Genomic DNA, 23,833 nt, shown 5'->3' with positions numbered 1-23,833 from the left:
CTGAGATGAGCTTTGATATCTGGATCACCTATGTCGTCACCGTCTTGCTGCTGATGAGCACACCCGGCCCCAGCCAATTGCTGATGCTGTCCAATTCCGCAACCAATGGCCTGAAACGCGGCGTGTTCACGGCAGCCGGAGACCTGACGGCCAATCTGTTGCAAATGCTCGCTGCGGGGCTTGGTCTGGCCGCGATCATTGCGGCATCGGGCACAGCGCTGGCGGTGATCAAATGGCTGGGCGTGGCCTATCTGGTGTTCCTTGGGGTGAAGATGATCGTAAAGGCGGACCGCAAGACCACGCAGACCGCGCCGCGCGCCAGCCGCAAGGCGCTTTGGATGCAGGGTTTCATCACCTCGGCCGCCAACCCCAAGGCTGTGGTGTTCTTCGCGGCCCTGTTCCCGCTGTTCATGGACGGCGCGCTGCCATTCTGGCCGCAATTCGCAATCCTCTCTGCCACCTATCTGACCATCGACGGGCTGTTTCTGACTGCCTATGGCGGCAGCGCCAGCTGGCTGGCTGCGCGGCTCAAGGGTGCAGCGCGGTTGTGGCTGGACCGGGCTGGGGGCGGGTTCATGATAGTGGCCGCGCTTTTGCTGGGGCTAAAATCCTTGCGCGACGCGCAATAGATCAGACAAACAAGGATCACAGATGCCTTTGATGAAATCCTGGGTGGCCTCGGCCAATGACGCGGCCCACCCTTTTCCACTGAACAACCTGCCCTATGGCGTGTTTTCGACCGGGGGCGACGAGCCCCGCTGTGGTGTCGCCATCGGAGACTTGATCCTGGATGTCACCACGGCCGAAGTCGAGGGTTTGATCGACCTGTCCGATGAGCCACTGTTTGACCTGCCCTTCTGGAACCCGCTGATGGAGCAAGGCCCCGCCGTCTGGGCTGCCCTGCGCGATCGGCTGACAGATTTGCTGACCGAAGGGTCGGAAGAGCAAGACAAGGTCGAACCCCTGCTTATCGCGCAGGCAGAGGCTGAAATGCACATGCCGTTTGCCGTCAGCGAATACACCGATTTCTATGCGGGACGGCATCACGCCCAGAATGTCGGAACCATGTTCCGCGGCCCGGAAAACGCGCTGCCGCCGAACTGGCTGCACATCCCGATCGGCTATAACGGCCGGGCGTCGTCAGTTGTTGTCTCGGGTACGGACATTCGCCGCCCGTGGGGTCAGCTGAAAGGGCCAAATGACAACACGCCCCGCTTTGCCCCCTCGGCACGGTTCGATATCGAACTTGAGATGGGCGCCATCGTCGGCACCCCGTCGGAGGGTCCGATCTCGGTGCAGGAGGCTGACGACAACATCTTTGGCTACGTCCTGCTGAACGACTGGTCTGCGCGTGATATCCAGGCCTGGGAATACCAGCCTCTCGGCCCGTTTCAGGCCAAGGCCACGGCCACTTCGATCAGCCCGTGGATCATCACCAAAGCGGCGTTGGAGCCGTTCCGCTGCGACACTCCGGAACGTGAGGTCGAACTGCTGGATCACCTGAAAGATTGCGGCCCGATGCTGTATGATATCGATCTGGAAATCTCAATGGCGCCCAATGGCAAGGCCGCCACAACCATCGCGCGGACCAATTACAAGGAAATGTACTATTCAGCCGCGCAGCAACTGGCGCATCACACCACATCCGGCTGCCCGATGAACACCGGCGATCTGCTGGGGTCTGGCACCATTTCGGGTCCAACTAAGCCCGAACGCGGCTCACTGCTGGAGCTAAGCTGGGGAGGAAAGGAACCCCTGACACTGGACAGCGGTGAATCCCGCAGTTTCATCGAAGATGGCGACACGTTAGAGTTGAAGGGCGCTGCCAAAGGTGACGGTTACACGATTGGCTTCGGCAATTGCACCGGAACCGTTCTCGCCGCGCTCGACACCCCATATGCACGATGAAACGTGCCCAAACGTGATTGGATCAAACGTGACCCTGAAAACTCTTGTTGCTTCTCTGATACTGGCCATCGGGTTCAGCCATTCGGCCTTGGCCGCCGATAATCAAGCCTTAGCCGAGGAATATGTGAAGTTGCCGGATGTGCAATTGATGATGGACAACATGTTCTCACCCGAAGGTATGGCAGCGCAGGTTGCGGCCACTCTTCCGCCGGGCGTTACTGTGACGGAGGATCAGTTGCAGCGTATTGGTGTTGTGATGTCTGGCGCGATGCAAAGCCTGCGTCCGAAATTGGAACAGCAGATGATCGACAGCAGCGCTGACTTGTTCTCGGCCGAAGAACTGTCTGCATTGATCGATTTCTACGGATCAGAGCATGGCAGCGCCATCATGGGCAAAATGCAGCCGTTCATGCAGCAAACCATGGGAGCCCTGTCCGCTGACATGCAGCGCGTGACGTTACAAGTCACACCTGAGTTGGCAAAGATCCTGCAGGAAACAAACTGATGACAAAGGCCTTCGCCTCGCAATCGGATCTTTCTGAGAAGGCGATCTCGTTCACCGAAATTGGCGAGGGCCTATATGCCTTTACAGCGCAGGGCGATCCAAATTCCGGCGTAATCATCGGCGACGACAGCGTGATGATTATCGAAGCACAAGCCACACCGCAGCTGGCACGCAAGGTGATCGACTGCGTGCGTTCGGTCACGGATAAGCCGATTACACATTTGGCGCTGACGCATTATCATGCGGTCCGTGTACTGGGCGCCAGTGCCTACGAGGCGCAGCAGATCATCATGTCGGACAAGGCCCGCGCTATGGTTGCCGAACGCGGGCAAGAGGATTGGGATAGCGAGTTTCAGCGCTTTCCCCGCCTGTTTGAAGGGCACGAAAGCATTCCCGGCCTGACATGGCCCACGACTTCATTTCGGGACAGGATGACTGTTTATCTGGGCAATCGCAGGGTCGACCTCATGCACCTGGGTCGCGCCCACACTGCCGGGGACATCGTGATTCATGTGCCAGACCAGAACGTAATGTTCACTGGCGACATCGTCGAATATCATTCCGCCTGCTACTGCGGTGACGGGCATTTCGGCGACTGGGGCGGTACGCTGGACGCAATCAAGGCGTTTGATCTGAATGCCATCGCCCCGGGGCGCGGAGATGCGCTGATCGGGGCAGACATGGTGAACGCAGCGATTGAAAGCACCCGCGACTTCGTCAACAGCACCTACCGACCGGCGGCACGGGTCGCCGCGTGTGGCGGCACCTTAAAACAGGCCTGGGAAGCTGTGCGCGCTGAATGCGACCCCAAATTCGCCGACTATGCGATCTATGAACACTGTTTGCCCTTCAACGTCGCGCGCGCCTATGACGAGGCACGCGGCATTGACACCCCACGCATCTGGACCGCCCAGCGCGACCTTGAGATGTGGTCGAATCTGCAAAGTTAAGGACATTCCGTCGCATTTGATCCAGATCGTTTTGCGTCGGAAAAATCAATGAAAGCATTGGGCAAGGTCTCGGGCGTGGCCGCGTCAGAGGACAGGAGATTTGCGTCTTGCGCGCATATGTATCGGGGGAGAACCCATGAACAAGATTTTCGAAGTCCCACTTTACGCCTACGAACGCAGCCCGGATCAGGACGTTGCCATCGCCATCCGGCACAAGGTCATTGTGGTCGGTGCCGGGCCGGTCGGGCTGGTCACTGCGATAGATCTGGCCCAGCAAGGTGTCCCGGTCGTGGTGTTGGATGACAATGACAAGGTCAGCTTCGGCAGCCGGGCCATCTGCTTTTCGCAACGTACACTGGATATTGCTGACCGTCTGGGCGCGGGTAGCCCCATGGTGGACAAGGGCGTGCAGTGGAATGTCGGCAAGGTCTATTTCGACAATCGCCAAGTCTATGAGTTCAATCTGCAACCCGACACGGGTTTTGCAAACCCGGCCTTCATCAATCTTCAGCAATACTATTTCGAAAATGCTTTGGTCGACCGTGTGCGGCAATTGCAGGCTTCGGGCGCGCCCATCGAAATCCGTGGGCGCAACAAGGTCGAGGCCATCGGCACCCATGACACCCACGTGGTGCTTGAGGTCGAAACCCCCGAGGGGCCCTATAACGTCGAAGCCGAGTGGCTGATTGCCTGCGACGGTGCCAGCTCTCCGACCCGTCGCATGCTGGGGCTGGATTTCGATGGCCGCGTGTTCGAAGACAATTTCCTGATCGCCGACGTGGTGATGGAGGCCGATCTCCCAACCGAGCGCTGGTTCTGGTTCGATCCGCCGTTCAATCGCGGGCAATCGGCTCTGTTGCACAAGCAGCCCGACAATGTCTGGCGCATTGATCTGCAACTGGGTTGGGACATCGACAAAGAGCGCGAAAAACGCCCCGAGAATGTCATCCCCCGCCTCAAAGCGATGCTGGGCGAAGATGTGGATTTCGATCTGGAATGGGTATCGGTGTATACATTCCAATGCCGCCGGATGGAGCGGTTCCGCCATGGGCGAGTTCTGTTTGCCGGCGACAGCGCTCATCAAGTCAGCCCGTTTGGGGCACTTGGGGCAAACACAGGAATTCAGGACGCTGATAACCTGTGCTGGAAATTGAAACTGGTTCTGGACCGCAAAGCGCCCGAGCTTTTGCTGGACAGCTATAGCCGCGAGCGAGTGCAGGCAGCGGATGAGAATATCACGAAATCCAGCCGCTCGACCGACTTCATCACGCCGAAATCCCAGATGTCGCGACTGTTTCGGGACGCGGTTCTGGACCTCAGCGAACATTTCGAATTTGCCCGCCCTCTGGTCAATTCCGGACGGTTGAGCACACCCTGCGCCTATCAGGGGTCTTCGCTCAGTTCAGCCGATGCACTGGACAGCCCGGATATCACGCGACCGGGCTCGGCCTGCCCGGATGCGCCGCTGGGCGATGAATTCTTGTTGCCAAAATTGGCAGGCAAGTTCACCCTGTTGACCATTGACGCCGACGCCCCCGAGCGGATCGAAGAAGACGGGGTTGAAGCCACCCGGCTTGCGTTGTCGGTCAAGGATGACCTGACGCTGGAACTCAAGCGTCGGTATCTGGGCGATGCCGCCAGCGCGGTCTATCTGATCCGCCCCGATCAGCATGTTGCCGCGCGGCGTGACAGCTACGAAGAAAACGCATTCCGGCAGGCGATCCGCCGGGCCACCGGCAAGGAGTAAGAAAATGACTGATCTGATCCTCACCCCCAATCTCGACAATGCCGATGATTTCTATGCCGGACTGCTGGCCGCCCATGACGGGTTGGACAAATCCGCAAGCGACGCGCTGAACGCGCGTCTGGTTCTGGTTTTGGCGAACCATATCGGGGACTCCGATGTGCTGAACCAGGCAGTCGAAGCCGCGGCCCTAAGAGAGACCTGAAACAATGGGCGAAGTGGTTCTTTTTGATTTCTGGCGCTCATCGGCCAGCTACCGTGTGCGCATCGCGCTGAATTTGGCGGGAATTGCCTATCGCCCTGTCTTTGTTGATCTAAAGGCCGGGGGCCAGAAGTCACAAGACCATCTTGCGCGTAACCCGCAGGGGCTGATTCCGGTGCTGGATATTGACGGGCTGCGATTGACGCAATCTTTGGCAATCATCGACTATCTGGATCAAAGCCGGGGGTTGGGCTTATTGTCTGCCGAGCCTGCATTGCGCGCCAAGGCAACGGCGCTGGCACACTCCATCGCGGTGGACATCCACCCGGTCTGCAACCTGTCGGTGGCGCAATATGCCACAACGCTGAGCAACGGTGCAGAAGGGATGCCGGGCGATTGGATGCGCCACTTCATACGACCCGGCCTGCTGGCGTTTGAAACGCTGCTGGCGGGATTTGACCAGACACCCTATTGCACGGGCAGCAGCCCAGGGCTGGCCGATCTGTGCTTGATGCCGCAGCTCTATAATGCGCGGCGCTGGCAGGTTGATTTGTCCGACCTGCCCCGCATCCTTGCAGTCGAGGCCGCCTGTGCCGACCATCCCGCCTTTGCCGCGGCACATCCGAATGCGAATGCCCCTACTTAACCCAGCGCACAGGGTATGTGTGCCGATGAGGATAGGAATGACTGCAAGTTCGACCTAGGTTTTCTGTGAAACAGATGGATGAGGTCACCATGCCCGAGATCACCGGCTATCACGCCCATGTCTATTTTGACGCGGACACAGTGGATGCCGCACGACGGGTTTGCGAAGAAGCGGCACGGCTGTTTTCTATTGATATGGGTCGCGTGCATGAACGCAATGTCGGCCCTCACACACGCTGGAGCTGCCAGCTGGCCTTTGCACCGGACGCGTTCGATCAGGTCATTCCCTGGCTGATGCTGAACCGGCAGGGCCTGACCATCTTCACCCACCCCGAAACCGGACAGCACCTTGAGGATCATCGGGACCGGGCCATCTGGATGGGTGAGATGCTTGAGCTGAACCTTTCGATCTTTGACAAGATGGGCGCTTAGGTCAGCGTACGCGCCTGATCCCTCAGCACAAACTTCTGAACCTTCCCAGTTGAGGTTTTGGGCAAGGTTCCGAACACCACTGTCTTAGGCGCTTTGAAATGGGCCATGTTATCCCGGCAGAATGCGATCAACTCCGCCTCGGTCACGGTGGCGTCAGGCTTTAGCTCGACAAAAGCGCAGGGGGTTTCGCCCCATTTTTCGTCAGGCCGCGCCACTACAGCGGCCTCCATCACTGCTGGGTGTTTGTACAGGATGCCTTCGACCTCGACCGACGAGATATTCTCGCCCCCTGAAATGATGATGTCCTTGGACCGATCCTTAAGCGCGATATAGCCGTCGGGATACATCACCCCCAGATCGCCCGAAGCAAACCAACCGCCGTTAAAGGCTTTGTCCGTTGCCTCGGGATTTTTCAGATAGCCCTTCATCACCACGTTGCCCTGCATGAAAATCTCACCCATGGTTTCGCCATCGGCAGGTACAGGTTCTAGCGTTTCAGGGTCGGCCACCATCAGGCCCGACAGGGCCGAATAGCGCACCCCCTGCCGCACCTTCAGCGCCGCGCGTTCCTGTGCATCCTTGGTGTTCCATTCGTCTTTCCAGGCGCAGACCACCGACGGGCCATAGGTTTCGGTCAGACCATACACATGGGTCACCTCGATCCCCATGGCCTCCATCGCCTCGATCACAGCGGCGGGTGGCGGGGCGCCCGCTGTCATCACCTTGATCTGATGATCAAAGTCTTTCAACTCATCCGGTGCATGGGCCAGCATATTCAGCACAATTGGCGCGCCGCAGAAATGTGTGACCTTCTCATCTCTAAAGGCTGCATAGATCGGTTCGGCACGCACCGCGCGCAGACAGACCGAAACGCCCGCATTGGCCGCCATCGCCCATGGGAAGCACCAGCCATTGCAATGAAACATCGGCAAAGTCCACAAATAGACTGCATGCTTCGGCATATCCCAATCCAACAAGTCCGACTGTGCGTTCAGCGCCGCGCCCCGATGGTGATAAACCACGCCTTTCGGATTGCCCGTTGTCCCGGACGTGTAATTCAGCGTCATCGCGTCCCATTCGTCTTTGGGCAAGGACCACTCAAATTCCGGATCGCTGTCTGCCAGCAAGGCGTCATAGGTCAGGTTGCCCAACTTTTCTCCGCCCTCAAAACTGGCGTCTTCGATATCAATGACCAACAGGTCGTGGTCGACCTGTTTCAGCGCCTCTTTCACCACACCCGAAAATTCGGGATCGACCAGCAGCACCTTGGATTCCGCGTGATTAAGGATGAAGGCAATGATCGCCGCATCCAACCGCGTGTTGATCGCGTTCAATACGGCACCGGCCATGGGCACGCCAAAATGTGCCTCGTACATTTCAGGGATATTGGCGGCGATGATCGACACAGTGTCGCCTTGCCCTATTCCACGTGAGACCAATGCGCCCGCCAGACGGCGGCATCGGGAATAGGTCTCGGCCCAGCTATACCGGCGATCACCATACACAACCGAGGGGTAATCAGGGTAAACCTGCGCTGTGCGCTCGAGAAAGCTCAACGGGGACAACGGCACATAGTTGGCCCGGCATTTGTCCAGATGACGCTCGTAAATTTGTGTGGCTCCCATCCGCTGATCCTCCCAATCGCGATTTGCGCGAATTGAGCACAAAGTTGAGCCCCTGACAAACCCGTAAAAATACGTCTCAGGAATGGACTGGCAATACGGGATGGTGCAATCTGGCCCTATCTCCGACAGGCCATTCAAGGTGATCTGAGCCATCGAAAACATCTGCCGGTTCGGGATAGCCCCTGCAATCCGTGCAACGAGCTTTATTGAAAGGACATGTCATGGACGGCACGTTCAACGAAAACGATCTTTCCCGCGTAGTCGAAGCCGACCGCGCCCACATCTGGCATCACCTGATCCAGCATAAACCCTTTGAAACCAATGACCCACGCATCATTGTCGAAGGCAAGGGCATGCGCGTTTGGGATCAAAAGGGCAAAGAGCATCTGGACGCCGTGTCCGGTGGTGTTTGGACCGTCAACGTTGGCTATGGCCGCGAATCAATCTGTAAGGCGGTCTACGAACAGCTGATGAAGCTGTGCTATTTCGCCAATACCGCAGGTTCGATCCCCGGTTCGATCTTTGCCGAAATGCTGATCGACAAAATGCCGGGCATGAGCCGGGTGTACTACACCAACTCGGGCTCTGAGGCGAACGAGAAGGCCTTCAAGATGGTCCGTCAGATCGCGCATAAGCGCTATGGCGGCAAAAAGACCAAAATCCTGTACCGCGACCGTGACTATCACGGCTCGACCCTGGCGACCATGTCGGCAGGCGGTCAGGACGAGCGCAACGCCCAGTACGGCCCCTTCGCGCCCGATTTCGTGCGCGTGCCCCACTGCATGGAGTACCGCAAGCACGAGCTGGACGGCGCGCCCGAAGAAAACTTTGGCGTCTGGGCCGCAGATCAGATCGAAGAGGTCATCCTGCGCGAAGGTCCCGACACCGTTGGCGCACTGTGCCTTGAGCCGGTAACCGCAGGCGGCGGCGTGATCGAAGCGCCCGAAGGCTATTGGCAGCGCGTGCAGGAAATCTGCAAGAAGTACGAAGTGCTGCTGCATATCGACGAAGTGGTCTGCGGCGTCGGTCGTACGGGCACTTGGTTCGGCTATCAGCAATACGGCATCAAGCCGGACTTCGTGACCATGGCCAAAGGCGTTGCCTCGGGCTATGCGGCGATTGCCTGCATGGTCACCACCGAGGAAGTCTTTGACATGTTCAAGGACGATGCCGCTGATCCGATGAGCTATTTCCGCGACATCTCGACCTTTGGTGGCTGCACCGCCGGCCCGGCAGCTGCGGTTGAAAACATGCGCATCATTCAGGACGAAAACCTGCTGGGCAACTGCGCCGACATGGGTGACCGCATGATGGGCAACCTGCAGGCGCTGATGGAAAAGCACAAGGTCATCGGCGACGTGCGCGGCAAGGGCCTGTTCCTGGGTGCCGAGCTGGTCGCAGACCGTTCAACCAAAGAGCCGATGGACGAAAAAAAGGTTCAGGCCGTTGTGGCTGATTGTATGGCGCAAGGCGTCATCATCGGTGCCACCAACCGCTCGATCCCCAGCCGCAACAACACGCTGTGCTTCTCGCCCGCGCTGATCGCAACGGCAGATGACATCGACCAGATCACCGACGCCGTCGACGGCGCGCTGGGTCGTGTGTTCGGCTAAGTCGCTACACAAAGCTTGTGAAAACCGGCGCTATCGGCGCCGGTTTTTTTGTTTCTACACCATGGTTTGCCAATGTCCTGAACTCGGGTAGCCTGATGGCACCCTTTGCAGGAGATCGCCCCATGACACTCAACCTTTTCCGCAGCATTGCCGCCGCCCTTGCGTTGGCCCTTGCAGCCCCCGCCAGCGCCGAAGACGGCAGCGGCTTCCCTCAGATCGTCGGCACATGGCATGGCACCTACCTGGTGGCCTTCGCCAAATCGAACCCCAACCACGAGAAAGGCCTGCTGCAGACCGAGATGGAGTTGGAAGTCACCAAATTGGACGGCAACCTTATCACTGCCACCAACCGCTGGCGCCGCATTGGGGACAAGGAATGGATCGTCGAAGAGGCGATGGGCACCTTCAGCCTGGATGACCCCACCCGGTTCGTATTGGCTGAGGCCGGGATATCGGGGGATGACGTCTCGGCTGGGATTTTCAACGGTGTCTATCTGGATGACGTGATCATGGTCACCTATGCGGGACCGGGAACCGGCGTGGCCTTTGCAGCGCAGTTGGTGCAGAAGGATAGCAACAATTAGGTGATGCTTATTTGCGATTGCCCCGCATATCGCCATGTAACACCAAATATCTGGGTCCATCGTTGAACGCCCTGGGCCTTCTGGGGCTCAGAACCCAAATTGCGTGCCATACGAGACAAAGCGGCCACTTGCGCGATGCCCAACAGCCTCGACTCTTTCATTGCTGCATTTGCCAAATTGACGGCTTTTAGACTAGCCTCCGTTGTATTTTGACAAATGGTTAATCGAGATGGCTATGAAAAGAACGTCGTTGTTAATTGCTTTTGCTTATCTATTTTGTGCTTCGTGCCTCAGCGCGGAAATAAGTTGGAAGTATGGGGCGGTTTCTCACAATAAACTTCCTCCGCCACAGATTTCGAAGTCCCTTGTGCGTTTGGATGTTCCCCATATCCGTCAGGGGCTCAATCTTTGTGTGCCGACTTCTGCCGCTATGGTTATGAGTTACTTTGGCAACGCCGCTGACCCAAGAGAACTCAAAGCTTTAGCTGAGGGTTACAAGCCAGAAAGTCGAAGAAATGCGGACTTTACCTATTGGCGTGACATGAACCATGCGCTTCAAAGTCTCGGGTATAATTGGAAAATACGCGATTATCCCAAAACTAACTCGGGTTTTGCGTCTGGGCTTAAGCAGATTAAACGAAACTTGGAGAAGGGATTGCCAGTATTGATAGATGTTCATCAAGACGCGGGTCATACCTTTGTTTTGATAGGCTTTGACGACGCGAAACAGGTCGTCTTTGTTCGAGACCCCAATCTTCCGGGAAACCAATCTCGCATTATAAGCTACGCTTCGTTGCGCGAAAACTGGCACAATCACCGATTTGGACATTCACGCAGCGCATTTTTTGCCTATCCGAAGAAATAGCGCGGAGAATTTCAAAGCAGCGCGTTTTGTGTTCCAATTAAGTATCGCACTTGTGTGGGCTTGCAAAAAAGGCCGCCCCAAAGGGACGGCCTTTCATTCACTGTCTCTTTTCAGAGGATCAGGCAGTCAGAGCGGCCTGAGCTTTGGCGACGATCGCGCCGAACGCTTCCGGTTCGTGCACGGCCAGGTCGGCCAGAACTTTGCGGTCCACTTCGATACCGGCCAGGTTCAGGCCGTTGATGAAGCGGGAATATGTCAGAGCCTCGTCATGCGAGCGCACAGCAGCGTTGATCCGCTGGATCCACAGCGCGCGGAAGTTGCGCTTGCGGTTCTTACGGTCGCGGGTTGCGTACTGGTTGGCCTTGTCGACGGCCTGACGGGCAACCTTGAAGGTGCTCTTGCGGCGGCCATAGTAACCTTTGGCAGCCTTGATGACCTTCTTGTGACGGGCGTGAGTTACGGTTCCACCTTTAACGCGGGACATCTCTTAATCTCCTCTTAGCGGTCGTAGGGCATGTAGCCCTTGACGATCTTGGCGTCGGGGGCGGACAGGGTGGTGTTGCCACGGGCATCGCGGATAAATTTCTTGGTCCGCTTGATCATGCCGTGACGTTTGCCGGCCTGGCCAGCAAGGACCTTACCGGTCGCAGTCACCTTAAAGCGCTTCTTGGCGCTCGACTTTGTCTTCATCTTAGGCATTTCCGTCTCCTTTCGGGGTTCGGTTTCAGACGCGACTCGGCATGCCATCTCGGCCGGTCACGCGATCAGAAGCGCCGTTTACGCAAGTTCTTCCATACTGGCAAGGGGGATTTGACCAGAATCTGCGCTTTTCGCAGGGTGGTCAGGCACCGGGGCAGCGCTGGCCGCCCCGGTGGAGTGATTTAGTGCTCGAATTTGCGGATTTCGCCGCTTTTCAGGCGGGCTGCATAGCTGGCCAGCTCTTCGCGCACCACTTTCATCAAGAAGTAGAGCGCAAAGACGTTCACAACCGCCATTGCAAAGATCGCCGCATCCGAGAAGTCGATGACCGGACCAAGGTTGGCCGCCGCACCGATGACAACGAAGATGCAGAAGATGACCTTGAACACCAGCTCTTTGGTGTGTCCTTCGCCGAACAGATAAGTCCAGGCCTTGAGGCCATAATAGGACCAACTGATCATGGTCGAGAAGGCAAACAGAACCACCGCGATCGCCAGAACATAGGGGAACCAGCTGAACGCACTGCCAAACGCCGCAGACGTCAGGCTGACACCCGAATTACCGTCAACGGTGGCAATAGCCGAACCATCTTCGGTCAGCATGTAAAGGCCGGTTTCCGGGTCGATGATCAGCTGCTGAGTGATGATGATCACCAATGCAGTCATTGTACAGATCACGACCGTATCAATGAACGGCTCAAGCAGCGACACGAAGCCCTCGGTGATGGGCTCTTTGGTCCGCACGGCCGAGTGGGCAATTGCAGCTGAACCAACGCCCGCCTCGTTCGAGAACGCCGCACGGCGGAAGCCCTGGATCAGCGCCCCAACCATACCGCCTGCGATGCCGAGGCCAGTGAAGGCACCCGCAAAGATCTGGCCGAAGGCCCAGCCGATCTGGTCTGCGTGCATGATGATGATCACTAGTGCTGCCGCCACGTACATAACACCCATGAACGGCACGACCTTTTCGGTGACGCGCGCGATGGATTTCAGGCCGCCCACGATCACTGCAAACACGATGCCGGCAAAGACCAGGCCTGTAATCCAGCCCGGATAATCCCCGACAATGCCTGCAATCTGTTGGTGCGCCTGATTGGCCTGGAACATGTTGCCCCCGCCCAGCGCGCCAAGAATACAGAAGATCGAAAACAGAACAGCCAGGATCTTACCGCCCGGCAAGCCCAGCTCACTGAACCCTTTGGACATGTAATACATCGGGCCACCGGAAACGGTGCCGTCGTCGTATTCGTTGCGGTATTTCACGCCCAGCGTACACTCAGTGAATTTCGACGCCATGCCCAGCAGGCCCGCGACGATCATCCAGAACGTGGCACCCGGCCCGCCGATCCCGACGGCCACCGCCACACCAGCGATGTTGCCCAAACCGACCGTTCCTGAAAGCGCCGTGGCCAACGCCTGAAAGTGGCTGACCTCACCCGCATCGTTGGGATCGGAATAGTCGCCTTTCACAAGGCTGATCGCGTGACTAAAGAACCGCAGCTGCACAAAGGCAAAATACAGCGTGAACACTGTGGCCGCGACGACCAGCCAACCCACGATCCAAGGGAAGCTAGTGCCCGGAAACGGGGCAAAGATAAAGCTAACGAACGGCCCGGTGAAATCAGCAAAGGCTTGGTTGATCTTGTCGTCCAGACCCGGCGCCTCTTGGGCTAAAGCGGGGCTGGCGAACAGGGCAGCCGCTGTGGCAAAGCCCAGTTTTTTAAGCATATTCATTCTCGTCCCTCCGCTCAGTTCACAACGGTGACCGGTACATCGGCATGCATGACCAGATTCTGGGTCGAGCTGCCAAAGAGCCGTTTCTTGAACCCATCCGCCGAGGCGCGCCCGACGACGATCTGGGTACCACCGTTTTCGACTGTGATCGCGTTCAGCGTTTCAGCCACGTCACCATGGCGTACAATGCCATGGGCCGTAAAACCGGCCGCGTTCAAAGCTTCCACCGCAGGGGTGACGATCCGTGTCGAGGCCAATTCGACCTCTTCCTCGCGCCGCTTATGGCGCAGGGCATTTTCTTCAGGTGTCTGAAAAGTAAATGGGGACCATTCGATCACATAAACCACAAGCAACTCGCATGAACCGATGCGCCCTGCCAAATCCTTGGCAAAAGCGATCGCGCGCTCCCCGGTCTCTGTCCCGTCCAGTCCAATGACAATTTTTGTTGTCATGTCGGTTCTCCAATTTTTTTTCGTTGGGTCGAGGCCCGTGCCCTCGACAAGACAGCCAAACTTGGAACACATTGACGCAGCTGTCTTCAGATAAGTATCAGGAATAATCACTAGGAATTGGGGATTATTTTAGTCTATATTCAGTGAAAAATGTCGTCTTGCACTAAAATTTCAGGGATTTTTACTGATCGATAGAGAATTGGACAAAATAGACCAACGCATCCTGCAAGAGCTGGAAATCAACGGAAGGTTGTCGATCGTCGATCTTGCGGCACGTGTCAACCTGACCAATACCCCCTGTTCCGAGCGGGTCAAGCGCTTGGAAAAAAACGGGTACATCAAAGGCTATTGTGCCATCGTCGATAAAGAGCGAATGGGGCTAGCCTTGGTCACGGTTGTGCAGGTTTCACTGGCCGCGACGGCTGAGCAATCTCTTGGCAGGTTCAATGACGCTGTCCGCAATATTCCAGAAATTGAAAGCTGCTTAATGGTGGCAGGATCGTTTGATTATCTCCTGACAGTCCGCACGCGGGATATCACGCACTTCCGCGATATCCTCGGTGAGAAAATAAATAAGCTGCCTGGAATTCACCAGACAAGCTCATTTACTGTAATGGAGATCGTAAAAAGCCCTGTCGCTTGACAAGTGACCTGTCTGCCATGAGGCAGCATGCACGTTGACGCAAGTTCATCAGCCCGGATCTGTGTTGTAAATCAAACGTTCGTCACAGGGCGCAATACGCAGGATATTAGTGGTTCCGGGTACGTTGAACGGCACCCCAGCGGTGACCACAATCTGATCGGTCTCGGTAGCAAACCCAGCAGCGCGGGCCGTTCGAGCAGCATTGACAACGGCACCCTTAAAGCGCTCAAGCTCGGGCGTCATCACGCAATGGCAGCCCCAGCTCAGGCACAGGCGCCGTGCGGTTCCGGTGGCGGGCGTCATGGCGATGATCGGCACACCGGGACGTTCCCGCGCGGTCAACAGCGCCGTTGTGCCGCTTTGGGTAAAGCAACAAATGGCCTTGATGTCTGTCTTTTCAGCAATCTCACGCGCAGCTGCCACGATCCCGTCAGCAATTGTGGTGCCCTTTGCGGTGCGCGAGGCGGCGATGATCTGGGTGTAGGTCGGATCGGCCTCGACCTCGATAGCGACCTTGTTCATGGTTTGCACGGCCTCTATCGGATACGACCCCGCCGCTGATTCAGCGCTGAGCATGATGGCATCAGTGCCTTCATAAATCGCTGTCGCGACGTCCGAAACCTCGGCTCGCGTTGGCATCGGGCTTTCGATCATACTCTCCAACATCTGAGTGGCCACGATCACCGGCTTAGCCGCCGCGCGGCATCGTCTTACCAGCCGTTTCTGGATCGGCGGTACGGCTGAAACCGGCAATTCGACCCCCAGGTCGCCGCGGGCCACCATGATCCCGTCCGAGGCATCGAGGATTTCGTCAAATGCCTCAACTGCCGCAGGTTTTTCGATCTTGGACAGGATTGAGGCCCGGCCATCAGCCAGTGCGCGGGCCTCAAAGACGTCCTTGGCGCGCTGAACAAAGCTCAACCCCAGCCAGTCAACGCCCAATTTACAGACAAACTCCAGATCATCGCGATCTTTTTCAGACAGCGCGGCCAACGGAAGAACCACATCGGGGACGTTCACACCTTTCCGGTTCGATATCGTGCCTCCGACCTCCACCGTGCAATTGGCGAATTCCTTGCCACAATCCTGAACGATCAGGCGGATTTTGCCGTCATTAACCAACAGCCGCGCGCCCGGTTCAAGTGCGGCGAAAATCTCGGGATGCGGCAGACAAACGCGGCCTCTGTCCCCCGGAGTAGCGTCAAGGTCCAGACGGAAGGCTGCGCCCTCTTCCAGTTCTTCGGCGTCATTGGCGAACTCACCCAGGCGCAGTTTGGGCCCTTGCAGGTCAGCCAGAATCGCAATCGGGCTTTCCAGATCCTTTTCCACCTGTCGGATGATCCGGTGACGTTCGCGAATCTCATCATGGCTGCCGTGGCTCATGTTCAGACGAAACACATCTGCCCCGGCCTCGTGCAGCGCACGGATGGTGTCATAATCATTGGACGCCGGTCCCAGCGTCGCCACAATTTTTACATTCCTCAGGCGTCGCATTGGTATTTCTCTCCTCACGTCTTCTGTCTGAATCGCACAAATGTTACCGCAAACATTGCATCAGGCTGCTTATTGCGCAATTCCCTTTCCGAAGCAACTGCCCTACACCTGCGGCAAACTAGATGACAGGCTTATGACGTATTCCCCGTTTTTTATCCGCGGCGCTGATCGCCCCTCGCGCTGGCTGATCACATGTGACCACGCAACCAACACGGTGCCCCCCGAAATCAACGGCGGAGACCTCGGCCTGCCGCGCGAGGATATGGAGCGTCACATCGCCTATGACGTGGGCGCGTATGAGGTGTCAAAGCATTTGGGAGAGATCCTGAACGCGCCAGTTATTGCCGCCAATTTCTCACGTCTGGTGATTGATCCCAACCGGGGTGAGGATGACCCGACCCTGCTGATGAAGCTGTATGACGGTTCGATCATCCCCGGCAACCGCCACGCAGACGCGTCTGAGCGTGAACGGCGTCTGAACATGTGCTACCGCCCCTATCACGAGGCGCTGGAACGTATGGCGGGTCTGCCGCATGCGGTGATCGTGTCGATGCATTCCTTCACCCGCCAACTGCGTGGCCGCGACCCACGCCCATGGCATATTGGAGTACTGCACACTCCGGATGAACGGTTCTCGCGCCCGTTGATCGACCGTCTTGGGGCCGAAGCAGACCTGTGTGTTGGCGTCAACGAGCCCTATACTGGCGTGCTGCCCGGTGACGCAATTGATCGGCACTGCACAACGCATGGTCGCCCTAACGCCTTGATCGAGCTGCGTAATGATCTGATCGCGGACAATGCCGGACAGCGTGAATGGGCAGAGCGTTTGGCCATAATCCTGCAGGACGCTTTGGGCGAAAGCGGTCTTTGACGTCAGGTCAAATAAGGTCGATTCCGGGTCTCACGTTATTGTGAGGGTATCCCGAGCCCCCATATATTAAGTGAAAGGAGACGACCATGACTCAGGAATTCCTGACGACCGTCTTCGGCTGGATGACGGTCCTTAACCTCGCCCTTCTGGTGTTCACTACTCTGATGATCGTTGTTTCACAGGACTGGGCTGCCAAGATACACGGCCGGATGTTCCAGATGGAGCCTGGCGATGCGAAAAGAGCCTATTTCCGGTATCTGGCCAACTACAAGATACTGACCATCGTATTCTGCCTGATGCCGTGGCTGGCCCTGAAGCTGGCTTAAAACCGAAATCGATCGCTGGGAAGGGCCTGCTGGCCCTTCCTGTTTATTGTAACGACGCCTTCGGATTGTTAGGTCAGGCAAACGACACGCATTGGGAGCCCGACAATGGACAAGCAAACCGAAATCGAACTTCAGGCCGCCGCGTTCCGCCGGTTGCAAAAGCACCTGATGGAAGACCGCACGGACGTTCAGAACATCGACATGATGAATCTGGCCGGGTTCTGCCGCAACTGCCTGTCGCGTTGGTATCAGGAAGCCGCCAACGAAAAGGGCATCGAAATGGGCAAGGACGAAGCCCGCCAGATTTTCTACGGCATGACCATGGATGAGTGGAAAGCCAACTATCAGACCGATGCAAGCCCTGAAAAACAGGCCGCCTTCAAGGTTGCGTTTGAAGAGAATGTTGGGAAAAAAGACTAATCCCCTAAAACGAAAAAGGCCCGCCAATCCGGCGGGCCTTTGCTTTAGATCGCTGCCTTGCGGCTTTCGTCCAGGTAAATCTCACGCAGCCGTTTGGCGATCGGGCCCGGCGTGCCATCCCCCAGCGTTACACCGTCAATTTCAACTACCGGCATGACAAAGGCACTGGCCGAGGTGGTAAAGGCTTCGTCCGCCTCTTTCGCTTCGTCGATGGTGAACAGGCGTTCTTCGACTTCCATCTGCGCCTCAGCCGCCATGCGCAGCACGGCCTTACGGGTGATCCCGTGCAGAATGTCGGTCGACAGCGGGCGGGTGACGATCTTGCCGTCTTTCACGTAGTAGGCGTTGTTGCTGGTGCCCTCGGTGACATAGCCGTCTTCGATCAGCCATGCATCGTCGCAGCCCGCTTTCTTGGCCATCATCTTACCCATCGACGGGTACAGCAGCTGAACAGTCTTGATATCGCGCCGACCCCAACGGATGTCCTCGATCGAGATGATCTTTGCACCTTTTTTCGCCGCTGGGCTGTCGGCCAGACCCGGCTTGTTCTGCGTGAACAGAACCAGACTGGGCTTGGTGTCCGCCGACGGGAACACGAAATCCCGGTCGCCATCCGATCCACGGCTGACCTGCAGGTACACAAGACCTTCTTCGATGCCGTTCAGCTCAACCAGCTTGCGGTGAATGTCCAGCAGCTCATCCTTGGTGCAGGGCTCGGCCATCTCCAACTCGTCCAAAGACCGCTTGAGGCGCACGGCATGGCCTTCAAAATCGATCAGCTTTCCATCCAGAACGCTGGTGACTTCGTAAACGGCATCCGCGAACAGGAAACCACGGTCAAAAATGGAAACCTGGGCTTCGGTTTCAGGCAGGTATTCGCCATTCACGTAAACGGTGCGGGTCATGTCATATCCTTTTCGTCTCAGGGCTTCGCCCGTTCCTTACTGAAAATGATCCACCGGATCATTTTCCGGGCGTTCGTCACCCCCAGAGCGCCGCCAAAGGCGGATGCACTCCGGCATCATCAAAATTTAGCGGGTTGTCGCGGTCTTCGGCCAACAGAAGCGGGCCGTCAAGGTCTGTTACCATCGCACCCTGCGCCAGCAGTGTCGCGGGCGCCATAGCCAGCGAACTGCCGACCATGCATCCGACCATAACTTTGTAACCCTCGGCCAGCGCCTGTTCACGCAGGGCCAGCGCCTCGGTCAAACCGCCAGTCTTGTCGAGCTTGATGTTTACTACGTCATACTTGCCCTTCATCGCGGGCAGGCTACTGCGGTCATGGCACGATTCATCGGCACACACCGGCACCGGGCGATCCATCCCGATCAGGGCGTCATCTTCCCCGGCTGGCAGAGGCTGTTCGACCAGCGCAACTCCCAGCCGCACCAGATGCGGTGCCAGATCGGCATAGACTTCGGCCGACCAGCCCTCATTGGCGTCGACGATGATCTTGGCGTCAGGGGCACCTGCGCGTACGGCTTCCAGACGAGGCATGTCGTCTGGCGTGCCCAGCTTGATCTTCAACAGCGGACGATACGCGTTCTCAGCCGCCTGTGCCTGCATCTTTTCCGGCGTGTCCAGCGACAAGGTGTAGGCGGTGATCTCTGGGCCGGGCGCGGGCAGTCCGGCCAGTTCCCATGCACGTTTTCCGGCGCGCTTCGCCTCAAGATCCCACAGCGCACAGTCTACCGCATTGCGGGCGGCACCAGCGGGCAACAGATCCATCAACTGCGCTCGATCAAACATCCGGGGCAAACCGGCAATTTCGGCCTCGACCGACTCCAGCGTCTCATTATACCGAGCGTAGGGCACACATTCGCCCCACCCCTGATGCGCGCCATCCGATACACGTACAGTCAGCACATTCGCTTCGGTCCTAGACCCGCGCGAGATCGTAAAGACCTGAGCCAACCGGAATACATCACGAGAGACGTCAATCTGCACGCGCCCACTCCTTTATTCATTCAAGATTTCCCCGCCAGAGAGTCCTCTGGCGGGGTCTATTGATCACAACGCGGCCAGCGCGTCGACCAGTTTGCCCGGACCAAAGCGGAACGGATCAGTGGCGGGCAGACCCAGATCGGCCTCGACCTTCGCCAGATAGGCGATGGCGTCCTCTTCACTCATGTGCTGTGTGTTGACCGAGACACCCACGACCTGACAATCAGGGTTTGCAACCTTGGCAAGTGCCAGCGCGGTGTCGCGCAGGTTTTCAAGCGTCGGCAAAGTATAGGTCGGCAAACCGCGCATATGCTCACGGGTGGGTTCGTGGCTCAGGATCAGTGCGTCCGGCTGGCCGCCGTGGATTAGCGCCATGGTCACACCGGAGTAGGACACGTGGAACAGCGATCCCTGCCCTTCGATCAAGTCCCAGTGGTCGTCGTCATTGTCGGGTGTCAGCCATTCGACCGATCCGGCCATGAAGTCAGCGATCACGGCGTCCAGCGGCACACCGTCACCGGTGATCAGAATACCGGTCTGGCCGGTGGCACGGAAGGTGGATTTCATGCCACGCTTGCGCATTTCGGCATCCATTGCCATCGCCGTGTACATCTTGCCGACCGAGCAATCCGTGCCAACTGCCAGACACCGCTTGCCCTTGCGTTTGATGCCGTTTGCGATCGGGTACTCGACCTCGGGAACGCGCACATCGTGCAGCTTGCGGCCCGTGGCCTCGGCAACGGCAACCAGATCGGGCTCGTCGCGCAGCAGGTTGTGCAGGCCAGACGCCAGATCAAAGCCTTCCTCCAGCGCCATCACCAGAACCTTTTTCCATTCCTGGCTGATCACGCCGCCACGGTTGGCCACACCGATGACCAGAGTCTTAGCGCCCGCCTCTTTTGCTTCGGTCAGGGTCATGTCCGTCAGGCCCAGATCGGCCTTGCAGCCGTCCATCCGATATTGGCCCACAGCGTTTTCCGGGCGCCAGTCTTTGATGCCGACTGCGACTTTGGCCGCCAATTGGTCGGGCGCATCGCCCAAAAACAGCAGGTACGGTGTCTCGATCATTGCGGTTCACTCCTTTGATTCCGGCGCAGCCTATGGGACGCGCCTGACGAGTGCTTTGCGTTTTCGCCTGGCATAGTTGCCATTGGTGGGAAATTTTCGCGCGAACTCTTCATACATTGAAATTTTCTTTCAAGTTTTCACAGTGATTAAACTTTAATCACCAGTTTGATCGCTTTCCACGGCAAATGCTGCGAACGCAATGCCGCACCTGCATAAAGATGCTTGCGCATAAGCACGCAATTTAATACCTCAATGAGCAGGAAAATTGTAATTTCATTTCTCGCACGAGGTCCAGATGAGCTTTCGCCTTCAACCCGCCGCCCCCGCCCGCCCCAACCGTTGCCAGCTGTTCGGGCCTGGATCGAACACCAAGCTGTTTCCAAAAATGGCCGCGTCAGCGGCAGACGTGATCAACCTTGATCTTGAGGACTCGGTGGCGCCGTCGGACAAGGACGCGGCCCGCGCCAATGTGATCGAGGCACTGAACACCGTGGATTGGGGCAACAAGTACATGTCCGTGCGCATTAACGGACTGGACACACCCTATTGGTATCGCGACGTTGTGGATCTGCTGGAACAGGCTGGCGACCGTCTGGACCAGATCATGATCCCCAAGGTCGGCTGCGCCGAAGATGTCTATGCCGTGGACGCGCTGGTTACCGCCATCGAACGCGCCAAGGGCCGCACCAAGCCGGTATCCTTCGAAGTGATCATCGAATCTGCCGCAGGTATTGCCCATGTCGAGGAAATCGCTGCCTCGTCACCACGAATGCAGGCGATGAGCCTGGGTGCGGCGGATTTCGCGGCCTCGATGGGCATGCAGACCACCGGCATCGGCGGAACGCAGGAAAACTATTACATGCTGCGCGAAGGCGAAAAGCACTGGTCCGATCCTTGGCATTGGGCACAAGCGGCCATCGTCGCCGCTTGCCGAACCCATGGCGTGCTGCCGGTGGACGGGCCGTTTGGTGACTTCTCGGATGATGAGGGATACATCGCACAGGCCAAACGCTCAGCCACGCTGGGTATGGTCGGCAAATGGGCGATCCATCCCAAGCAGATCGCACTGGCCAACGAGGTTTTTACCCCCTCGGACGAGGCTGTTTCGGAAGCGCGCGAAATCCTGGCGGCAATGGAACAGGCCAAGGCCAATGGCGAAGGCGCGACCGTCTACAAAGGGCGTCTGGTCGATATCGCGTCGATCAAACAGGCCGAAGTGATTGTGGCGCAAGCGGAACTGATCGCCGCTGGCTAATGGCCAAAAAAAGGCGCCCCGCGGGGCGCCTTCTTGTTACCGCCCGAAGATGTCGTTGGGTACCCAGGTGAGTTTTTCGCCTTGTTTGCCCGATTTCATCATCAGGCAAGAGGATCCCAATTTTTGAAAATAGATGATCTTCAACGGATACCAGCCCGCTTGGGGCACTTCTACTTCGGTACGTTGATTGGCTTCACAGCCTTGAATACCGGTTACGCGGCCAATCTGTTGACCACCAACCGAAGCCTCAATCCCGTCATTTGACCACGTTTCCAACTCGTAAATCCCCGGCGAGTCGAACCGCATATACCCAGTAACTTCGGCAGCAACGTTGTAAGCGCCGTCGAATGTCATGACGTCCTCACCCTTGCTGGTGTCCCTGTAATCCAACCCCCGCAACGGTGTTCCGGGTTGCGCTTGAGACAGCAGGCTTTTTGCCTGGCTCAGATCTCGGATCTTCTTGTGTTGATTGCCTGTACCATAGTATTTCACATTCAACCCGGCCTGCGGGCTGGGTTGTGGGTTTGCGGGTTGCAGCTTAAGCGGCGCTGACGCTACCGCTCCGGCAATCAATGCCATAGCTGCGGCAAGCGCACCGGCTTTGATAAGTTTCATGATCGTCTCCCTGTGACGGCATAAGAGGGGTTTGTCCCCATTTTGGTTTTCCCATTGCTGTGACACTAGGATGAGAGGATTTTCCCCGCAAGACAGTTAAAATTCACAATTTCCCTGTCAGGCGCGCAAATCCTTGGGTGAATCCATCACCACGTAGGAGGTGATCGACGTCACATGCGGCAGGGTTCCCAGCACCTCTGTGTGAAAGGTTTTGTACTCGGCAAGATCAGCGCATTCCACACGCAGCAAGTATTCGATGGTGCCGGTGATATTGTGGCATTCAATCACTTCGGGCGCATGCTGCACGGCCCGTTCAAAACCTTCCTGCGCGGCTTTGGTATGCTCTCCCAATCCAACGCCGATGTAACCCACGAACCCTACGCCCAGTTCTTTCGGGCTTAATACCGCGCGGTAGCCGGTGATCACGCCAGCGCGCTCAAGTTCTTGCACGCGACGCAAGCAGGCCGAGGGCGACAGGCCAACGCGGTCCGCCAGTTCCAGGTTGCTGATACGGCCGTCACCTGTCAGCGCGCGCAATATTTGTTGATTTATGTGATCAATCTTCGCCATTAATTGTGTAATTACCCCAAACACGCACAAAAACGCAATTTCATTTGCTGTTTTGTCAGTGATTATCCCCGCCATGACCTATGACGTCCTTCTGGCCCTGATCGCCTTTGCTTTTGTCTCGTCCATCACGCCTGGGCCGAACAACCTGATGCTGATGGCCTCGGGGGCCAATTTCGGGTTTCGCCGAACCATCCCGCATATGTTGGGGATCGGGTTGGGGTTTACTGTCATGGTCCTGCTGGTCGGTGCCGGTTTGGTGCAGGTATTTGACCGATACCCGGTCAGCTACACGGTGCTGAAACTCGTCTCGGTCGTCTATCTACTGTATCTGGCGTGGAAGATCGCGCATGCGGCCCCGGCCAATGGCAAGATGGCCGAGGGTGATCCAATGACCTTTCTGCAAGCTGCCGCCTTTCAATGGGTCAATCCAAAGGCCTGGGCCATGGCCCTGACGGCTACTACGGCCTACACGCCAGATCACACGATGCAAGCCATCATCATCGTGGCGCTGATATTCGGAGCGGTGAACCTGCCGTCGGTCAGCACCTGGACGGTGCTGGGGCAGCAGATGGCGCGGATTTTGACAAACCCGCGCCGGTTGGTGGTTTTCAACTGGACCATGGCGATGCTGCTGGTCGCCTCGCTCTACCCGGTCCTGTGGCCAAACTGA

Annotated in this window: 28 protein-coding genes; 17 read left to right on the top strand and 11 right to left on the bottom strand. The window is 57.3% G+C overall.

Annotation, left to right across the window (positions count from 1 at the left end; translation table 11 throughout):
• Window positions 1-5: 5 nt before the first annotated feature.
• From ACR0B8_RS09100 to ACR0B8_RS09065, 8 genes are all read left to right on the top strand, one after another.
• Entirely contained in the window at window positions 6-629 is a 624-nt protein-coding gene (locus ACR0B8_RS09100) for a LysE family translocator (RefSeq protein WP_170578297.1), read from the top strand.
• A gap of 22 nt (window positions 630-651) precedes the next feature.
• Window positions 652-1,908, top strand: coding sequence for a fumarylacetoacetase (gene fahA / locus ACR0B8_RS09095; RefSeq protein ID WP_226688900.1), 1,257 nt, complete (start codon window positions 652-654; stop codon window positions 1,906-1,908).
• A 28-nt stretch (window positions 1,909-1,936) separates the two neighbouring features.
• Window positions 1,937-2,413 (top strand): DUF2059 domain-containing protein, encoded by a 477-nt coding sequence (locus ACR0B8_RS09090; protein ID WP_170359943.1) that lies wholly within the window; start codon window positions 1,937-1,939, stop codon window positions 2,411-2,413.
• The gene (locus ACR0B8_RS09085) at window positions 2,413-3,363 is read left to right on the top strand and encodes an MBL fold metallo-hydrolase (RefSeq protein WP_480658344.1); all 951 of its coding nucleotides are present in this window, start codon (window positions 2,413-2,415) and stop codon (window positions 3,361-3,363) included. Before ACR0B8_RS09090 ends, ACR0B8_RS09085 begins: the two co-directional genes overlap by 1 nt.
• A 136-nt stretch (window positions 3,364-3,499) precedes the next feature.
• A complete protein-coding gene (locus ACR0B8_RS09080; protein WP_480658346.1) occupies window positions 3,500-5,110 on the top strand; it encodes an FAD-dependent oxidoreductase in 1,611 nt (536 codons plus the stop codon).
• Window positions 5,111-5,114: 4 nt separating this feature from the next.
• A complete protein-coding gene (locus ACR0B8_RS09075) occupies window positions 5,115-5,312 on the top strand; it encodes a DUF2783 domain-containing protein (RefSeq protein WP_170350302.1) in 198 nt (65 codons plus the stop codon).
• 4 nt (window positions 5,313-5,316) lie between these two features.
• The gene (maiA, locus tag ACR0B8_RS09070; RefSeq protein ID WP_480658347.1) at window positions 5,317-5,955 is read left to right on the top strand and encodes a maleylacetoacetate isomerase; all 639 of its coding nucleotides are present in this window, start codon (window positions 5,317-5,319) and stop codon (window positions 5,953-5,955) included.
• Between the two features lie 89 nt (window positions 5,956-6,044).
• Window positions 6,045-6,386, top strand: a complete 342-nt coding sequence (locus ACR0B8_RS09065; protein WP_480658349.1) for a DOPA 4,5-dioxygenase family protein — start codon at window positions 6,045-6,047, stop codon at window positions 6,384-6,386.
• Here the strand turns inward: ACR0B8_RS09065 and ACR0B8_RS09060 are convergent.
• On the bottom strand, window positions 6,383-8,011 hold the full coding sequence (locus ACR0B8_RS09060) for an acyl-CoA synthetase (RefSeq protein WP_480658351.1): 1,629 nt from the start codon (window positions 8,009-8,011) through the stop codon (window positions 6,383-6,385). The two genes, ACR0B8_RS09065 and ACR0B8_RS09060, sit on opposite strands and share 4 nt — an antisense overlap.
• A gap of 221 nt (window positions 8,012-8,232) precedes the next feature.
• Here ACR0B8_RS09060 and ACR0B8_RS09055 point away from each other — a divergent pair, with 221 nt between their 5' ends.
• The 3 genes from ACR0B8_RS09055 to ACR0B8_RS09045 all read left to right on the top strand — a co-directional run bounded on the left by ACR0B8_RS09055 (window position 8,233) and on the right by ACR0B8_RS09045 (window position 11,073).
• Window positions 8,233-9,624 (top strand): aminotransferase family protein, encoded by a 1,392-nt coding sequence (locus tag ACR0B8_RS09055; protein WP_170359931.1) that lies wholly within the window; start codon window positions 8,233-8,235, stop codon window positions 9,622-9,624.
• A gap of 122 nt (window positions 9,625-9,746) precedes the next feature.
• Window positions 9,747-10,208, top strand: coding sequence for a hypothetical protein (locus tag ACR0B8_RS09050; RefSeq protein ID WP_226688897.1), 462 nt, complete (start codon window positions 9,747-9,749; stop codon window positions 10,206-10,208).
• Between the two features lie 235 nt (window positions 10,209-10,443).
• Window positions 10,444-11,073, top strand: a complete 630-nt coding sequence (locus ACR0B8_RS09045; RefSeq protein WP_170359927.1) for a C39 family peptidase — start codon at window positions 10,444-10,446, stop codon at window positions 11,071-11,073.
• A 118-nt stretch (window positions 11,074-11,191) separates the two neighbouring features.
• Here the strand turns inward: ACR0B8_RS09045 and rplT are convergent, their stop codons facing one another.
• The 4 genes from rplT to ACR0B8_RS09025 form a co-directional block, all read right to left on the bottom strand.
• Window positions 11,192-11,557 carry a 50S ribosomal protein L20 gene (rplT, locus tag ACR0B8_RS09040; RefSeq protein WP_152457001.1) on the bottom strand — a complete coding sequence of 122 codons (366 nt, stop codon included), beginning with the start codon at window positions 11,555-11,557 and terminating at the stop codon, window positions 11,192-11,194.
• 14 nt (window positions 11,558-11,571) lie between these two features.
• A complete protein-coding gene (gene rpmI, locus ACR0B8_RS09035; protein ID WP_010443552.1) occupies window positions 11,572-11,772 on the bottom strand; it encodes a 50S ribosomal protein L35 in 201 nt (66 codons plus the stop codon).
• A 182-nt stretch (window positions 11,773-11,954) separates the two neighbouring features.
• Window positions 11,955-13,505 (bottom strand): alanine/glycine:cation symporter family protein, encoded by a 1,551-nt coding sequence (locus ACR0B8_RS09030; protein WP_170350296.1) that lies wholly within the window; start codon window positions 13,503-13,505, stop codon window positions 11,955-11,957.
• A gap of 14 nt (window positions 13,506-13,519) precedes the next feature.
• Window positions 13,520-13,957: a universal stress protein gene (locus ACR0B8_RS09025; RefSeq protein WP_170359925.1), complete on the bottom strand. Its 438-nt coding sequence runs from the start codon at window positions 13,955-13,957 to the stop codon at window positions 13,520-13,522.
• Window positions 13,958-14,156: 199 nt separating this feature from the next.
• Here ACR0B8_RS09025 and ACR0B8_RS09020 point away from each other — a divergent pair, with 199 nt between their 5' ends.
• Window positions 14,157-14,600, top strand: coding sequence for an Lrp/AsnC family transcriptional regulator (locus ACR0B8_RS09020; RefSeq protein ID WP_174818870.1), 444 nt, complete (start codon window positions 14,157-14,159; stop codon window positions 14,598-14,600).
• A gap of 48 nt (window positions 14,601-14,648) precedes the next feature.
• On the opposite strand, the gene pyk is transcribed toward ACR0B8_RS09020, so the two are convergent.
• On the bottom strand, window positions 14,649-16,094 hold the full coding sequence (gene pyk / locus ACR0B8_RS09015) for a pyruvate kinase (protein WP_480658354.1): 1,446 nt from the start codon (window positions 16,092-16,094) through the stop codon (window positions 14,649-14,651).
• A gap of 133 nt (window positions 16,095-16,227) precedes the next feature.
• On the opposite strand from pyk, the gene ACR0B8_RS09010 reads away from it, so the two are divergent.
• The 3 genes from ACR0B8_RS09010 (at window position 16,228) to ACR0B8_RS09000 (ending at window position 17,711) form a co-directional block, all read left to right on the top strand.
• Window positions 16,228-16,965: an N-formylglutamate amidohydrolase gene (locus ACR0B8_RS09010; protein WP_226688895.1), complete on the top strand. Its 738-nt coding sequence runs from the start codon at window positions 16,228-16,230 to the stop codon at window positions 16,963-16,965.
• 86 nt (window positions 16,966-17,051) lie between these two features.
• On the top strand, window positions 17,052-17,291 hold the full coding sequence (locus tag ACR0B8_RS09005) for a DUF6868 family protein (protein WP_170359919.1): 240 nt from the start codon (window positions 17,052-17,054) through the stop codon (window positions 17,289-17,291).
• Between the two features lie 105 nt (window positions 17,292-17,396).
• On the top strand, window positions 17,397-17,711 hold the full coding sequence (locus ACR0B8_RS09000; protein WP_170377405.1) for a DUF1244 domain-containing protein: 315 nt from the start codon (window positions 17,397-17,399) through the stop codon (window positions 17,709-17,711).
• Window positions 17,712-17,755: 44 nt separating this feature from the next.
• On the opposite strand, the gene ACR0B8_RS08995 is transcribed toward ACR0B8_RS09000, so the two are convergent.
• The 3 genes from ACR0B8_RS08995 to dgcN all read right to left on the bottom strand — a co-directional run bounded on the left by ACR0B8_RS08995 (window position 17,756) and on the right by dgcN (window position 20,723).
• The gene (locus ACR0B8_RS08995) at window positions 17,756-18,616 is read right to left on the bottom strand and encodes a D-amino-acid transaminase (protein ID WP_170359915.1); all 861 of its coding nucleotides are present in this window, start codon (window positions 18,614-18,616) and stop codon (window positions 17,756-17,758) included.
• A gap of 76 nt (window positions 18,617-18,692) precedes the next feature.
• Window positions 18,693-19,658, bottom strand: a complete 966-nt coding sequence (dgcA, locus tag ACR0B8_RS08990; protein ID WP_170359911.1) for an N-acetyl-D-Glu racemase DgcA — start codon at window positions 19,656-19,658, stop codon at window positions 18,693-18,695.
• 63 nt (window positions 19,659-19,721) lie between these two features.
• Window positions 19,722-20,723 carry an N-acetyltransferase DgcN gene (gene dgcN / locus ACR0B8_RS08985; RefSeq protein ID WP_170550753.1) on the bottom strand — a complete coding sequence of 334 codons (1,002 nt, stop codon included), beginning with the start codon at window positions 20,721-20,723 and terminating at the stop codon, window positions 19,722-19,724.
• A 295-nt stretch (window positions 20,724-21,018) separates the two neighbouring features.
• Between dgcN and ACR0B8_RS08980 the strand changes: the two genes are divergently transcribed.
• Window positions 21,019-21,978, top strand: a complete 960-nt coding sequence (locus ACR0B8_RS08980) for an L-malyl-CoA/beta-methylmalyl-CoA lyase (RefSeq protein WP_170359907.1) — start codon at window positions 21,019-21,021, stop codon at window positions 21,976-21,978.
• 36 nt (window positions 21,979-22,014) lie between these two features.
• Here ACR0B8_RS08980 and ACR0B8_RS08975 read toward each other — a convergent pair whose 3' ends face one another.
• Complete coding sequence (locus ACR0B8_RS08975; RefSeq protein WP_170359905.1) at window positions 22,015-22,593, bottom strand: PA14 domain-containing protein; 579 nt, start codon at window positions 22,591-22,593, stop codon at window positions 22,015-22,017.
• 117 nt (window positions 22,594-22,710) lie between these two features.
• On the bottom strand, window positions 22,711-23,163 hold the full coding sequence (locus tag ACR0B8_RS08970; protein ID WP_170350285.1) for an Lrp/AsnC family transcriptional regulator: 453 nt from the start codon (window positions 23,161-23,163) through the stop codon (window positions 22,711-22,713).
• Window positions 23,164-23,236: 73 nt separating this feature from the next.
• Between ACR0B8_RS08970 and ACR0B8_RS08965 the strand changes: the two genes are divergently transcribed.
• On the top strand, window positions 23,237-23,833 hold the full coding sequence (locus tag ACR0B8_RS08965) for a LysE family translocator (RefSeq protein WP_170359903.1): 597 nt from the start codon (window positions 23,237-23,239) through the stop codon (window positions 23,831-23,833).

This window comes from Ruegeria sp. BH6 (genome assembly GCF_056538105.1).
Note: the sequence above shows the minus strand (reverse complement) of the source record. Positions and strands in the feature narration are given on the sequence as shown.